Annotated in this window: 12 protein-coding genes; 7 read left to right on the forward strand and 5 right to left on the reverse strand. The window is 61.1% G+C overall.

Going from position 1 to position 14,183, the window contains the following annotated elements; all coding sequences use genetic code 11:
- Positions 1-89 precede the first annotated feature (89 nt).
- Complete coding sequence (locus tag O6760_RS11495) at positions 90-488, forward strand: GFA family protein (protein WP_269585501.1); 399 nt, start codon at positions 90-92, stop codon at positions 486-488.
- Positions 489-517: 29 nt separating this feature from the next.
- Here the strand turns inward: O6760_RS11495 and O6760_RS11500 are convergent, their stop codons facing one another.
- The 3 genes from O6760_RS11500 to O6760_RS11510 form a co-directional block, all read right to left on the reverse strand.
- The gene (locus O6760_RS11500; RefSeq protein WP_269585502.1) at positions 518-1,243 is read right to left on the reverse strand and encodes a response regulator transcription factor; all 726 of its coding nucleotides are present in this window, start codon (positions 1,241-1,243) and stop codon (positions 518-520) included.
- 9 nt (positions 1,244-1,252) lie between these two features.
- Complete coding sequence (locus O6760_RS11505; protein WP_269585503.1) at positions 1,253-3,211, reverse strand: PAS-domain containing protein; 1,959 nt, start codon at positions 3,209-3,211, stop codon at positions 1,253-1,255.
- 97 nt (positions 3,212-3,308) lie between these two features.
- Positions 3,309-3,611 (reverse strand): hypothetical protein, encoded by a 303-nt coding sequence (locus O6760_RS11510; RefSeq protein WP_269585504.1) that lies wholly within the window; start codon positions 3,609-3,611, stop codon positions 3,309-3,311.
- A gap of 154 nt (positions 3,612-3,765) precedes the next feature.
- Here O6760_RS11510 and O6760_RS11515 point away from each other — a divergent pair, with 154 nt between their 5' ends.
- Positions 3,766-4,794 carry a LacI family DNA-binding transcriptional regulator gene (locus tag O6760_RS11515; RefSeq protein WP_269585505.1) on the forward strand — a complete coding sequence of 343 codons (1,029 nt, stop codon included), beginning with the start codon at positions 3,766-3,768 and terminating at the stop codon, positions 4,792-4,794.
- A 41-nt stretch (positions 4,795-4,835) separates the two neighbouring features.
- On the opposite strand, the gene O6760_RS11520 is transcribed toward O6760_RS11515, so the two are convergent.
- Entirely contained in the window at positions 4,836-6,803 is a 1,968-nt protein-coding gene (locus O6760_RS11520; protein WP_269585506.1) for a C1 family peptidase, read from the reverse strand.
- A 276-nt stretch (positions 6,804-7,079) separates the two neighbouring features.
- Entirely contained in the window at positions 7,080-7,475 is a 396-nt protein-coding gene (locus tag O6760_RS11525; protein WP_269585507.1) for a VOC family protein, read from the reverse strand.
- Positions 7,476-7,844: 369 nt separating this feature from the next.
- Here O6760_RS11525 and O6760_RS11530 point away from each other — a divergent pair, with 369 nt between their 5' ends.
- The 5 genes from O6760_RS11530 (at position 7,845) to O6760_RS11550 (ending at position 14,149) form a co-directional block, all read left to right on the forward strand.
- Positions 7,845-9,830: an AMP-binding protein gene (locus tag O6760_RS11530; protein WP_269585508.1), complete on the forward strand. Its 1,986-nt coding sequence runs from the start codon at positions 7,845-7,847 to the stop codon at positions 9,828-9,830.
- Positions 9,827-10,648, forward strand: coding sequence for an ABC transporter ATP-binding protein (locus O6760_RS11535; protein WP_269585509.1), 822 nt, complete (start codon positions 9,827-9,829; stop codon positions 10,646-10,648). The genes O6760_RS11530 and O6760_RS11535 overlap by 4 nt, the downstream gene beginning before the upstream one ends.
- A 15-nt stretch (positions 10,649-10,663) precedes the next feature.
- A complete protein-coding gene (locus tag O6760_RS11540) occupies positions 10,664-11,617 on the forward strand; it encodes a branched-chain amino acid ABC transporter permease (RefSeq protein ID WP_269585510.1) in 954 nt (317 codons plus the stop codon).
- 17 nt (positions 11,618-11,634) lie between these two features.
- Positions 11,635-12,711 carry a branched-chain amino acid ABC transporter permease gene (locus tag O6760_RS11545; RefSeq protein WP_269585511.1) on the forward strand — a complete coding sequence of 359 codons (1,077 nt, stop codon included), beginning with the start codon at positions 11,635-11,637 and terminating at the stop codon, positions 12,709-12,711.
- Between the two features lie 106 nt (positions 12,712-12,817).
- Positions 12,818-14,149, forward strand: a complete 1,332-nt coding sequence (locus O6760_RS11550) for an ABC transporter substrate-binding protein (RefSeq protein WP_269585512.1) — start codon at positions 12,818-12,820, stop codon at positions 14,147-14,149.
- Positions 14,150-14,183: the final 34 nt, after the last annotated feature.

Below are 14,183 nucleotides of genomic sequence, written 5' to 3' on the forward strand. Positions count from 1 at the left end.
TTCCCGCCTTTTGTTTTGGAGGTTTGCGCGACTTGTGCTGATGTTGGTTCCGCGACCCAATGCGTGGACGCCAAGGCGTGGAGACGCGGATGAGACGAACCGGAAGCTGTCTTTGCGGGCAGGCGACATTCACGGCCGAAGCGCTGGAAAGACTGCAGGCCTGTCATTGCTCGATGTGCCGGAAATGGGTTGGCGGACCCTTCATGGCGGTGCCGTGCCAACAGGCCACGTTTTCCGGTCCGGTCAAACGCTATGCCTCGTCGGAGGGGTTCGAACGCGGGTTCTGTTCCGAATGCGGCTCCAGCCTGTTCTTTCATCCCAAAGGCAGCGGCCTGCACGGCATTCCGATAGGTCTGTTCGACGACCAGACCGGCCTGCCGTTCAAGACGGAGTTCTTCATCGACCAGAAACCGGGCTGCTATGCCTTCGCGAATGAGACCCGGCAGATGACCGCCGCGGAATTTCGGGAAACCTTCAGGAAAGGCTGAGCGCTCAGTGCCAGGCGCCGGCCGGCGGTTCACGCGGTCCAGCTGACTCCGGTCGCAAACATGTAGCCGGAACCGTAAATCGTGCGAATGACTTCCGCTTCGCCCTTGCGTGTGAGTTTCTTGCGCAGGCGCGACACCCGCACGTCGATCGACCGGTCGAGGCTTTCGTCCCGGCCGCCGTGCTCCAGGAGGTAGTCGCGGGTCAATACCCGTTTCGGGGCACGCAGCAAGGCCTCCAGGAGCGTGGCCTCGCCCGTCGAAAGGAATGTCTCGACGCCTTCCGGCGATGTCAGGCAATGGGAGGAAGGCTGGTAGGTCCAGCCCTCGAAGCGGGCGAGATCTTCCCGCGACTGCGCCGGAGCCTGCTCGGCGGCGCGGCGCAGGATGGAGCGGATTCTGGCGACGACCTCGCGCGGGTCAAACGGCTTGACCACGTAGTCGTCGGCACCCAGTTCAAGCCCCAGAACCCGGTCCGTGGAATGGCCGCGCGCGGACAACACGATAATGGGCACGGAAGACCGGCGCCGGATCTCGTTGATGAGGGCCATGCCTTCCATGTCCGGCAGGCCCAGGTCGACGATACAGGCATCCGGCGTTTCAAGATCAAGCGCCGTGAGCATCTGGGCCGCGGTCGAAAACACCTTTCCGCTCATGTCGAATTGCAGCATGGCATCCAACAGCAGATTGCCGATTTCCGGTTCGTCATCGACGATGAATACCAGGCGGTTGGCCGCCGGCGCGGAACGTGTCTGCAAGACTGTTTCCTATCCTTCTGCTGACAGAATCTGCTGCAGGGTGTCTGCAAGTTGATCATCGGCGAAGGGCTTCGCCAAGACCGGAAACTCGCATGTCCGTTCCTGCCCTGAAAGTTTGGACCAGTCGGCATAGCCGGACATGAGCGCAATGCCGAGATCCGCCCGTTTTTGCCGGATCTCCCGGGCCAGGGCGAGACCGTTGACCTGTCCCGGCATGATGATGTCGCTGAGCACGCCGCGCAGTTCGGGAAGATCCAGTGCGAGTGCGCGGGCATCCTCGGCGCTCTCCGCGAGAAGGACACTGTAGCCGAGATTCTGCAACTGGTCCGTCACCGTATTGGCCACGTCCAGGTCGTCTTCCACCAGCAGCAGCAATTCGCCTTGCCCGCGTTTCACGGTTTCGGTCCTTCCGGTGCCCTGAGACACGGCCTCGGCCCGGACCCGCTCAAGGGGCAGATACAGCGTCAGCCAGGTGCCGACGCCGAGTGCGCTGCTGACCTGGATCGCGCCACCCGACTGGTGGATGAACCCGTAGACCATCGACAGGCCGAGCCCGCTGCCGGTGCCGAAGGTCTTGGTGGTGAAGAACGGTTCGAACACCTTCAGCTGCGTGTCGGCATCCATGCCGCTGCCGGTGTCGCCGACCGAAATCCGGGCATAGGCGCCCGGTTTAATGTCGAGTTCCTTTGCCTCCCTCGTATCCAGCATTGTGTCGTCTAGGGAAATCGTCAGCGTGCCGCCCTCCGGCATCGCGTCCCGGGCGTTGAAGGCAAGGTTGATCAGGGCGGTTTCCATCTGCGTCGGATCGATCCGGGCCGCAATGCTCCGGTCCGCCGGCGGGATGATCACGTCGACCGACGAAGGCAGCGAGCCTTCAAGCAGGCGGCCCGCGTTGGCGATCACCTCCGCGAGCGACACAGTCTGCGGATCAATGGCCTTGCCGCGGCTGAAGGCCAGCAGGCGCTGGATGAGATCCGAACCGCGCTTGGTCGCCTCGAGCATGGGCGACAGTTTCCTGTCGAGCGTCTCCTTGGAAACGGGATCATCCATCCGGCTCAGCGTGAGCAGGTTGCCCATCAGGATGGCAAGCAGGTTGTTGAAGTCATGCGCAAGGCCTCCGGTCAGCTTGCCGACGGCATCCATGCGCTGGGACTGGACCAGCGCGGCCTCGGCCTGCTTCTGGTCGGTGGCGTCGAGCGACAGCACGAAGATGCCGAGCGTGCGGCCGTCCTTGGTCATGTCCGGGATCAGGGTCGAGCGCATGTAGGCGGGGGTGCCGTCGGGCCGTCTGCGTTGATACTCGTAACTGACCGCGTTGCCCTCGAAGGCCCGTTCAATATGGGGCGCAATTTCGTTGAACAGGTCGTCGCCGACGACCTCGGGTGCGGGCCGTCCGGCAATCGAGGCCACGGACTGGCCGAACCAGTCGGCATAGCGCCGGTTGGCGAAGCGGAACACCGGGCCGGGCGACAGATAGGCGATCAGGGCAGGGATGTTGTCGGTCACGAGCCGCAGCCAGTCCTCGGACTGTTGCAGCGCCCGGGTGCGTTCCTCGACCGTGCGTTCCAGTTTCTCCTGCCGGCGCCGGTCTTCGGTGACATCGGAATAGGTGGTGACGAAACCGCCCTGCGGCAGGGGGGTGCCGGACACGGCGATTACCTGGCCGTTCGGCCGGATCCGTTCGAAATAATGCGGCTCGAACAGTTTTGCGCGTGCCAGCCGGCGCTGGATCTTGCCCTCGATGTCACCCGGGCCGTATTCGCCGCGTTCGGCGTTGACGCGCAGAAAGGCTTCCAGATGCGTGCCGCGCCGGGCCAGCTTCTGTGGAAAGTCGAGCATCTCCCACAGGCCGCGGTTCCAGGCGACCAGCCGGAGATCGGCATCGAATACCGAGAAACCCTGGTTGATGTGATCGAGCGCCGCCTGCATCAGATCAAGCTGCGTTCTGAGTTGCCGTGTCTCCTCCATGGGCGGAGAGTAGATCAAAACGGAGGGAGACTGAACTGGTGAATGGTAGTCCGAATGGGGAAGTCCTCGTGGTAGAACCGATGTGTGAACCGGAAGCCTACCGGAGCGCGGCGGCAATCTCCTCCCAGACAACGCGCGGCTCGGACGATGTCCGGGGTTTGCCGGCGCGCCGGAACCAGTAGGCCGCGTTGCCCGCATCCCCTTCAATGAGATGACACAGGGCGTGAATCCAGTCGTGGACCGGATCGCCTTCCGCACCCTGGCAAATATTGTGCGCCGCTTCCCATTCCTGTCCGAGACCAAGGTTTCCCTTTTTCAGCCACCAGAGCGCTTTCAGGGACGAAGCGAAGTCTTCGGGCGGGTACGGGAAGGAAAGGTCCATTTGCGTTGCGTTCGGCATGATGCATTCCCTTGGGTTCAGGCCTGAAGATTCCCGCCGGCCGCGACGATAGTCACTTTGGACCTGTCATGCGGCTAAATGTCGGTATTGCATCTCTTCTGAGACCTAAGAAGAATAACCGTCAACACTGTCTTTATCCGCTACCATACGAACGATGCCCGAATCGGAACTTAAAAAGAAAAATCCAACGGTTCAGGACGTTGCCCGTGCAGCCAGTGTTTCCACGGCAACGGTCAGCCGTGCCCTGTCAACGCCGGACCGCGTTTCGGTCGAAACCCGCAACAGGGTCGCGGCTGCGGTCGAGCGAACCGGCTATGTGCTCAACCACGCCGCAAGGAACCTCCGCCGCCGGGACACGGGCACGATCGTGGCCCTTGTTCCCGACATCGGGAACTCGCACTTCTCCAACATCCTGCAGGGCATCGAAACGGTTTGCGCGGAACACGGACTGAAGGTCCTGATCGCCGACACCCGCAAGCCATCGATGAAGCGCTCGAACCTGAGCGAGGTCTTCAGCAAGAACAATTGCGACGGCATCGTGATCCTGGACGGGCATTTCTCGATTTCGGCAATCCGGGCGTCCAACCCCAAATTGCCGCCAATCGTGACCGCCGGCGAATGGAGCGACGATCCGGCGGTGCCGATCGCGGTCGTCAACAATCTGCTCGGAGCGGATCTGGCTGTCTCGCACCTTCTTGACCTTGGACACACACGTATCGGACATGTCACCGGACTGCTCTCGCACAAGCCGGGGCGGGACCGGCGCGACGGCTTCAAGGCGACCCTGAGCGGCGCCGGCCTTGATCCGTCGACGGCGTGGATTTTCGAAGGCGACTACACGCTTGGTGCCGGCACCAGGGCCGCCGAGGCCTGGCTGCAACTGCCGGACAGGCCGAGCGCGGTCTTCTGCGCCAGCGACCGCACCGCCTTCGGGTTCATTTCCGCGTTGAGTGACGCAGGCGTGCGGGTTCCACACGAAGTGTCCGTTGTGGGTTTCGACGACATCGATATCGCGGGGCACTTCGTGCCGCCCCTGACCACCATTCACCAGCCCCGCCGGGCGGTCGGCGAACGCGCCGCCAGCCTGTTGCTGAGCCTGCTCGAGGGCGGGCCACCCGACGAGGGCAGCATCCAGCTCGAGCCCTGGCTGGTGGTGCGCAAGAGCACGGCGCCCGCCCGCTGACCTCAGATCGTGGAGCGGTCAGCTTGATTGGTTCAACGGGTTTAGTATCCCGTTACGTCCTCCGGTTGAAAGCCGTTGGCGGCAGACGGTTTCCTGCCGAGAATGTTTTTGAGGACATTGTTCATGGTTGCCCGGTCATTGTCGAAACCACCATGTGTTTTGCTGTTGGTTATCGTGTCAGAACGCCCTGCATAATGCAGCGTATGCTGCGGCTTGAGGGTTAGGTCGGCGCAAAATGTCTCCATGCCGAGAAGAGGCATTTTCTTTTTTTCCTCAAAGGCATTGGAAACAAAATAAAGCAGTGATTTCCGGTAAGGGCCAACAGAGTCGTCCTGCTCACGCTGATCGATGAGATTATATTGCGACAGTTTTGCAATTCCGGAAGCTGATCCCAATTCTCCGATCCGGGGCAGAAAGAAATCCTTGAACAGATCGATCGTACAGGCCGGAGCCATCAATGAGCACGATTGTACGGGCTCCTTGAGTGGATTGACCGTGTTCAACTTCGCAAGGAGATGCCCCAGCAGGATGGCGCCCGCGCTGTGGCCAATCAGATGTATCTTCAGAGGGTGTTTGCGCCGGGCGTTGCCTTTGAGCAGAACCTTCAGGGCTTCCGTGCCGCCACCGGTGTTTGTGAAACACTGTGCCGCGTCTCGTTTCATGTCACGCCAGATTGCCCTCCCAGGACTCCGTGCCGCAAATTCCAGCATGCGGTCAAAGAAATCGGATGCACTGCCCACGCGCGCTTCAGCCTTGGCGTTTGAGGAGAAGATCACATCGCTGAGGGTTTCAAAGAAGCCGGTCTCCCACATGAAGTGAATCGGGTAGATGCCGTTCCTCTTGAACACTTCTTTCATTTTCCGCACGCGATTTGCAGAGGCATTCCTGTCGTTGAGGCCACCATGGGCATACAGGGCAAGGTGCTTGTATTTGCGTTTCGCGGTTGCAGCCTCATCCGCCAGAAAGTCAGCGGTTTCCTGAATAGTTGAAACAGGTGTGGGGTATTTCCCACGCGTTACGAGCTTGCCGTCATTCAGATGGATGGTGTGGCCGACGATTTCTTCAAAGCGGGGCGCACGCGTTTTTGAAGCGCCAAACAGGCTGACATTTGCAGCGTCGGCTTCACGGAACGTGAGGTCAAATGCCTCCGGTGTCGGAACCGACAGCCGCAATACCCAGGCGTCCATGACATTGCTGGCCCAATCTTCGTAGCGCCATCTGGCGATGCCCGGGCGGCCATTGAAACCGCCCCAGGTCTCTCCCCAGGAATTCTGAATCAGAAATCCTTCTGCGTCGTACCCGACAATGATAAAGGCATGGCCGCCTTCAGTCAGATTGGAGGTGGGTATGTCTCCGTTGCGAGGATTTTGCCAGCCCCGATGAACTTTTGCGGAGACGTAGATTACGCCTGTCTCATTGAGGGCAGCGTGATAATCGATGATCTGGGGGCGCAGCCGGAAATAGGCACCTAGACCGAGTTTACGTGCGTCTTCAGCCTGATCCTTTGTTAGAAACCAGCCCCTTTCTCCCTCGACATAAGGAGCAAGGTCGTCGCTGCATGCCCCGTTGTTGAAAAAACCTTTGAGGGCAGCCCGAATGCTGGAGCCTTCATAGTCTTCGCCGGGCCACTGGTCGTTCAGCTTGGCCATCTCATACAGCATTCTTGGGCTTGCCAAGGGAGGTACGCTAGGAATCGACAGAAGTGCGTGGCGTTGCCTATTTAGCAACGTGATTGCACTGGACAACGCAAAACCCGTACAGGCGCCTTCGCTTTTCTGATTCCTGATCGGGCTGAACTCGGAGGGCGGCGGGTCCATTGTGAGTTTGAGGTCGAGGAGCGCAGGCTCATAGACACGATCACGCAAGTCAGTCGCGTCGGCCCGAACATTCAGCACCCTGTTGCCGAGCCGGGGGGCAGCGTCCAATGTCTGGGAGGCAGGCAGCTTTTGTTGCTGAGGCCGCGATGCTGATTTCTTGGGTTTCCTGGTTTTAGTTGGGCGCTTGCTCATGATGATTCCTGACTTAAACAAATATGGATGAATTAAATACTGGTTGTAATCGAAAAATTTGTGCGCTTGACGAGTATAGACTTGCTGTTGCCTTTAGGCAAATGTGCCCGGCCTAAGAGTAGCGGTGCCCAAACGAAATCGATGGAGGCAAGAGGCAACTCAATGCCTGTGGTCCGCTTTTTGCGCCACGAGCAACACGTTGCGGCGAGCATCCAACTTGAAACCTGGCAGGTGGCTCGAAGGCCTAACGGCAAGCGCGGGTGCCGTTGCCTGCCGTCAGACTGCTTTGTGCGTCCGCCCGGTCAATCGCCAGGGCGGGAACCGGCGGTCCGGACCGGCGTGAAACAGGCAGAGCCTGTTGCCCGACGGATCGGTGAAGCGGGCTTCCTTCCAGCGCCATCGTTCCTCTGTCGGTGTCGTGTCGAAGGTTACACCCTTGCCAACCAGCTCCCGGCAGCGGCGCTCGACATCCTCGACCTCGAAATAAAGGACAGTGCCCGAGGCAACCGGCTGTTCGGCCTTGTGAAGGGACAGCGTGCTTGAGCCCGAGGGACGCTCGAAGCGGGCGTAGCGGCCCTCGCTCAATACGATCAGATGCAAGCCGAGGGTCTTGTAGAAGTCCACCGATGCGTCGAAATCCACCGCCTCCAGCGTGACCTGGTTCAAATCCATTGCCGTCTCCAAATGCCTGAAATTTTTTCGGAGCCGGAAAGGTGCCACCTCAAGTAAAGGTGAGGTCAACAGTGTATTTCACCCGGCGGTCCGGTGGTGGCAAGCGCCGGTCGGGCCAGGGTTCTGCCGTACCCGTACGGACCGCCTCAACCTGGTTTTCGCACCTGCAGCGCAGTTGAAACAATTCGACATGATTGAAACATATTGCTGAAAACGCGGCACCCTAGCCTGCTTTTTAACGGGCTGGGACAACCTGCCGGTTCGCCTTTAACAATTTACTGGTTGAAGGTTGGAGCGGCAGAGCGTTTCATACCCACCAGGCAACGACTCCGGACAACCGGGGCGCCTTCTAAAGGGAAGAAACATCATATGGTAGGGTCGGCCAGCGCTTCGCCGCGCGGGGAGGACACCTTTCCGAAGATCCTTTTGCACAACGCGAAAGTCTTCGGTGACCGGACAGCGTTCCGGGAAAAGGATTTCGGGATCTGGCAAAGCTGGACCTGGTCCGAGGTGCTCGATGAAATCCGCGCATTCTCCATCGGCTTGAAGTCCCTGGGCCTTTCGGCCGGGGACAAGATCGCCATCGTCGGCGCGAACCGGCCCCGGCTCTACTGGGCCATGGTCGCTGCCCAGGCGGTGGGGGCGGTGCCGGTACCGGTCTATTCCGACAGCGTCGCCGAGGAAATGGCCTATGTGCTCGGCCACGCGGAGGTCACTTTCGCCGTCGTCGAGGACCAGGAGCAGGTCGACAAGCTGCTGTCCATGTCCGACGACGTGCCGTCGCTGAAACATGTCATCTACGACGAGGCGCGCGGCCTGCGCGACTACGATCATACCCACCTGCATGACTATGCCTCCGTCCAGCAGATCGGGCGGGAGAAGCTCTCCAAGGCGCCCGCGCTCGCCGGCGAATGGGAGCAGGGCTTTGCCGGCGGCAAGGGCCCGGATATCGCGGTGATGCTCTACACCTCCGGCACGACCGGCCGTCCCAAGGGCGTGATGCTGTCCTTCGACAATCTCGTCATCTCGGCGCGCAACGGCAACGCCTTCGATCATCTGGACGAGACGGAAGAGGTTCTTGCCTATCTGCCGATGGCCTGGATCGGCGACCATGTCTTCTCGCTCGCCCAGGCCTTCACGGCCGGCTACTGCGTCAACTGCCCGGAAAGCATGGACACGATCGATGTCGACCGGCGCGAGATCGCCCCGAGCTATTTCTTCGCCCCGCCGCGCGTCTTCGAGAACATGCTGACCATGATCATGGTGCGCATGGAGGACGCCGGCAAAACCAAGCGCAAGATGTTCGACTACTTCATGGCTGTCGCCAACAAGGTCGGCGAGAAGATCCTGAACGGAGAGCAGGTCGGACTGAAGGACCGTCTGCTGTACGGCCTCGGCGAGTTCCTGGTCTACGGGCCGCTGAAGAACCGCATGGGCCTCACCCGCATGAAGGTCGGCTATACGGCCGGTGAGGCGATCGGACCGGAGATTTTCCGCTTCTATCGTTCCCTGGGCCTCAACCTGAAACAGCTTTACGGCCAGACGGAAGCAAGCGTCTACATCACCTTGCAGCCCGACGGCGAAATCTACGGCGACACGGTCGGCAAGCCGGCCCCGGACGTGGAACTGAAGATCGCCGAAAGCGGCGAGGTCATGTACCGCTCACCGGGCGTGTTCGTCGGCTATTTCAAGAATGACGAGGCCACCGCCAGCACCAAGACCCCTGACGGCTGGGTGCACACGGGCGACGCCGGTATCTTTGCCGAGAACGGCCACCTGAAGATCATCGACCGTGCCAAGGATGTCGGCAAGCTCAACGACGGTTCGCTGTTCGCGCCGAAATACATCGAGAACAAGCTCAAGTTCTTCCCGAACATCAAGGAGGCGGTCGCCTTTGGCCACGAGAAGGACATGGTCGGTGTGTTCATCAATATCGACCTGACCGCCGTGGGCTCCTGGGCGGAGCGCAACAACGTCAACTATGCCTCCTACCAGGAACTGGCCGCCCATCCGGACGTCTACGGCATGATCGAAAGCCATGTCGACCAGGTCAACCGGGACCTGGCGCAGGAGCCGATGATGGCGGGCGCCCAGATCAAGCGGTTCCTGATCCTGCACAAGGAGCTCGACGCCGATGACGGCGAGCTGACCCGGACGCAGAAGGTCCGCCGCAGCTTCATCGCAGAGCGCTACGCGCCGCTGATCGAGGCGCTTTATGACGGCTCGACGACCAAGCATGTCCGCACCGAAGTCACCTATGAGGACGGCCGCAAGGGTGCGCTCGAGGCGACGGTCGAGATTCGCGACATGACAGCCTACGATGCAGACAAGGGCATACAGGAGGCCGCCGAATGAATGCCTTTGTAACGGAAAAGGCCATAGCTCCGGAGGCGGATACGGCCGAGCGGGAGGTTCTGCTCAAGGTCGACAATGTCTCGTTGTCCTTCGGCGGCGTGAAGGCGATCACCGACATTTCCTTCAACATCCAGAAGGGCGAGATCCGGGCGATCATCGGGCCGAACGGCGCCGGCAAGACGTCGATGCTGAACGTCATCAACGGCTTCTACCATCCCCAGGAAGGCACCATCACCTGGCAGGGCAAGGTCCGCCGCAAGATGAAACCCTACGAGGCCGCCAGCAACGGCATCGCCCGCACGTTCCAGAACGTTGCCCTGTTCAAGGGCATGACCACGCTGGACAACATCATGTCCGGCCGCTCGCTGAAGATGCACAGGAACTTCTTCTGGCAGCTGTTGTGGCACGGTCCCGCGGCGAACGAGGAAATCGAGCATCGCCGCAAGGTCGAGGACATCATCGACTTCCTGGAGATCCAGGCGATCCGCAAGACGCCGGTCGGCCGTCTGCCCTACGGGCTGCAAAAGCGCGTGGAACTCGGCCGGGCACTGGCGATGGAGCCGGATCTCCTGCTGCTCGACGAACCGATGGCGGGCATGAACCTGGAAGAAAAAGAGGACATGAGCCGCTTCATCCTGGACGTGAACCAGGAGTTCGGCACGACGATCGCCCTGATCGAACACGACATGGGCGTCGTCATGGATCTCTCCGACCGCGTGGTCGTTCTCGACTACGGCAAGAAGATCGCCGATGGCCCGCCGGAAGAGGTGCAGGCCAACCAGGACGTCATCGATGCCTATCTCGGCGTGAGCCACTAACGGGGGGATTTTCATATGCTCTACGACATTTTCATCGATCCCTTCGTGCAGATGTACGACATGCCGGATTTCTTTCTGCAGGTTCTGTGGGAAGGCTTCGTGGCGGGGATCCTCTATGCGCTGATCGCGCTCGGCTTCGTGCTGATCTTCAAGGCGTCCGGCGTCTTCAATTTCGCCCAGGGCATCATGGTGGTGTTTGCCGGCCTGACGCTGGTCGGCCTCAACGAAAACGGCGTCCCGGCCTATCTGGCGCTGATCCTGACCATCGGGGTGATGGGCGTCCTGGCCTACGGGGTCGAACGCGTGGTGATGCGGCCGCTGGTCAACCAGCCCGACATCATCCTTCTGATGGCGACCATCGGCCTGACCTATTTCCTGGTCGGCTTCGGGGAGTTCGTCTTCGGCGGCGAGCCCAAGCAGATGATCACCGAACAGCTCGGCCTGCCGACCGGCTCGACCGCCTTCGAGATCGGTGAACGCGGCCTCGTCATCCTGCAGCATATCGACATTGCCGCGGCGCTGATCGCGGTGCTGATGGTGGCGGCGCTGGGCATCTTCTTCAACAAGACCCGGATCGGCCGGGCGCTGCGCGCGGTGGCCGACGATCACCAGGCCGCGCTCTCGGTCGGCATTTCCCTCAACCAGATCTGGGCGATCGTCTGGTTCGCCGCCGGTCTGGTGGCGCTGGCGACGGGGATCATGTGGGGCGCGCGCTCCGATGTTTCCTTCGCGCTGGAAATCGTCGCCTTCAAGGCCCTGCCGGTGCTGATCCTGGGCGGCTTTACCTCGATCCCGGGCGCGATTGTCGGCGGGCTGATCATCGGCTTCGGCGAGAAGATCGGCGAACTCTACTGGGGCGGTCTGGTCGGCGGCGGCATCGAAAGCTGGCTCGCCTACATCATCGCGCTGATCTTTCTTCTGTTCCGCCCGCAAGGTCTCTTCGGCGAACGCATCATCGAGCGGATTTAAGGGTAGGGCTGTAGCACATGTTTTATCGCGAAGCTGGCCAGTTCAAGACGAGCTACAAGGCGGATCAGGCGCTCATGCCGATCCTGCAGGACCGGGTCGGTCTGGCCGTAATCCTGATCATTGCCTTTGCCGTTATTCCGGCCCTGGCCAATGATTTCTTCCTGACCTCGATCATGATCCCGTTCCTGGTGTTTGCCCTGGCGGCGATCGGTCTCAACATCCTGACCGGATACTGCGGCCAGCTGTCACTCGGCACGGGAGCCTTCATGGGGGTCGGCGCCTATGCGGCCTACAAGCTGACGTCGATCTTTCCGGAGGCCAATGTCATCGTCATGGTGCTGATCTCCGGGGTGTTCTCGGCCGCGATCGGTGCCGTGTTCGGCCTGCCGAGCCTCAGGATCAAGGGGCTCTACCTGGCGGTGACCACGCTGGCGGCGCAATTCTTTCTCGAGTGGTGCTTCATCCGCATTCCGTGGCTCTACAACTACAACGCCTCGGGTGCCATCGAGGTGCCGCATCGCGAAGTCTTCGGCATCGTCGCCTCCGGCGCGGAGGCCACCCCGCTCGCCCGCTATTTCATCGTGCTCGGCATCACCACGGTGATTGCCCTCCTAATCGCCAACGTGCTGCGCGGCCGGATCGGGCGGTCCTGGATGATGATCCGCGACATGGACATCGCCGCCGAACTGATGGGCATCCGCCCGCTCAGGACCAAGCTGATGGCCTTCGCGGTGTCGTCCTATATCTGCGGCGTCGCCGGCGCGATGATGGTGTTCTTCTGGCTGAATGCGGCCGAGCCGTCGTCCTATTCGATCCGGCTGTCCTTCCAGATCCTGTTCATGGTGATCCTGGGCGGACTGGGCAGCCTCAGCGGCGCCTTCATGGGGGCGGCCTTCATCTGGATCCTGCCGGTCATCCTGAAATTCGTACCGGGCCTGATCGGCATCGACCTGGCCGCCGAAACGATCGAGCACGCGACCTTCATGATCGTCGGCGCGCTGATCATTTTCTTCCTGATCGTCGAACCGCACGGTTTTGCGCGGCTCTGGCAGATCGCGAAGCAGAAGCTCAGGGTCTGGCCCTTCCCGTACTGACGGGGCCAGCCTTTTCGCCCGCCATCCGGATTTGGACCGATCCGGTGAGGAATGGCGCAACCGGTCTGGCGGTGTCGGATTGTCCGGCCCGCATGGGAGGAAAAACATGAGGAACTTCAAGCAACTTGCGCTGGGAACCGCCGTTGCCCTCGGGGTCGGTCTGACCGGCGCCATGACGACAGCGGTTCAGGCCCAGGACGCCAACTACGTACCGCTGCTGACCTATCGGACCGGGCCCTATGCCGGTTCCGGCATCCACATCGCCAACGGCATGCATGATTACCTGAAAATGCTCAACGAGCGCGATGGCGGCATCGGTGGCGTCAAGCTGGTCACCGAGGAATGCGAGACCGGCTACAATGCCCAGAAAGGCGTCGAGTGCTACGAAGCCACCAAGGGCAAGGGCGCACTGGTCTACAACCCGTATTCCACGGGCATCACCCTGCAGCTCATCCCGAAGGCAAGTGTCGACAAGATCCCGGTGCTCTCGATGGGCTACGGCCTGTCGGCCGCCGCTGACGGCCAGACCTTTCCGTGGATCTTCAACGTGCCGGACACCTACTGGGACGGCGCGTCCGTGGTCATCAAGTATATCGGTGAGCAGGAAGGCGGACTGGAAAACCTGAAGGGCAAGAAGATCGGTTACATCTTCCTGGATGCCGGCTATGGCCGCGAGCCGATCCCGCTGCTGGAACAGCTGGCCGAGAAATACGGCTTCGAACTGCTGCAGTATCCGGTGCCGGGTGCCGAAATGCAGAACCAGTCGTCGCAGTGGCTGAATGTGCGCCGGGACCGTCCGGACTACATGGTCATGTGGGGCTGGGGTGCGATGAACCCGACCGCCATCAAGGAAGCCGTCAAGATCCGCTTCCCGATGGACAAGTTCATCGGCGTGTGGTGGTCCGCGGGCGATGACGATGCCGCGGCCGGCGGCGAAGGCGCCAAGGGCTACAAGGCCATGAACTTCTCCGGCGTCGGTTCCGATTTCCCGGCACTCGACGACATCAAGAAGCATGTCGTCGATGCGGGACTGTCGTCGACAGACGCGGAAACCATTGGCGGCACGCTCTACAACCGCGGTGTCCTGAACTCCGTGATCATCGCCGAGGGCATCCGCACCGCGCAGGAGCTGACCGGCAAGAAGGTCATCACCGGTGAAGACATGCGCATGGGCCTGGAAGCGCTCAACCTGGACGAAGCCCGCCTGGAAGAGCTTGGCCTGAAAGGCTTTGCCCATCCGATGAAGGTGACCTGTGAAGACCATGCAGGCAGCCACCCGGTCTTCATCCAGGAGTGGGACGGCAAGCAATGGCAGCAGGCGTCGGGCTGGATCGAGCCGATGACCGACCTGGTCCGTCCGCTGCTTGAAAAAGCCGCTGCGGAATATGCCGAAAAGAATGCGCCGTGGCCGGCGCGTACCGAACCCTGCCCGAACTGATCGGCAGTCTGCCCCGCCGCGCGCTCGTGTGCGG

Origin of the sequence: Roseibium sp. Sym1 (assembly GCF_027359675.1) — a bacterium.
Taxonomy (GTDB): domain Bacteria; phylum Pseudomonadota; class Alphaproteobacteria; order Rhizobiales; family Stappiaceae; genus Roseibium.

Coding starts and splice junctions, on each gene's coding strand:
- O6760_RS11495 (WP_269585501.1), top strand. CDS start 90: ATGAGACGAACCGGAAGCTGTCTTTGCGGGCAGGCGACATTCACGGCC.
- O6760_RS11505 (WP_269585503.1), bottom strand. CDS start 3,211: ATGGAGGAGACACGGCAACTCAGAACGCAGCTTGATCTGATGCAGGCG.
- O6760_RS11510 (WP_269585504.1), bottom strand. CDS start 3,611: ATGCCGAACGCAACGCAAATGGACCTTTCCTTCCCGTACCCGCCCGAA.
- O6760_RS11515 (WP_269585505.1), top strand. CDS start 3,766: ATGCCCGAATCGGAACTTAAAAAGAAAAATCCAACGGTTCAGGACGTT.
- O6760_RS11520 (WP_269585506.1), bottom strand. CDS start 6,803: ATGAGCAAGCGCCCAACTAAAACCAGGAAACCCAAGAAATCAGCATCG.
- O6760_RS11525 (WP_269585507.1), bottom strand. CDS start 7,475: ATGGATTTGAACCAGGTCACGCTGGAGGCGGTGGATTTCGACGCATCG.
- O6760_RS11530 (WP_269585508.1), top strand. CDS start 7,845: ATGGTAGGGTCGGCCAGCGCTTCGCCGCGCGGGGAGGACACCTTTCCG.
- O6760_RS11535 (WP_269585509.1), top strand. CDS start 9,827: ATGAATGCCTTTGTAACGGAAAAGGCCATAGCTCCGGAGGCGGATACG.
- O6760_RS11540 (WP_269585510.1), top strand. CDS start 10,664: ATGCTCTACGACATTTTCATCGATCCCTTCGTGCAGATGTACGACATG.
- O6760_RS11545 (WP_269585511.1), top strand. CDS start 11,635: ATGTTTTATCGCGAAGCTGGCCAGTTCAAGACGAGCTACAAGGCGGAT.
- O6760_RS11550 (WP_269585512.1), top strand. CDS start 12,818: ATGAGGAACTTCAAGCAACTTGCGCTGGGAACCGCCGTTGCCCTCGGG.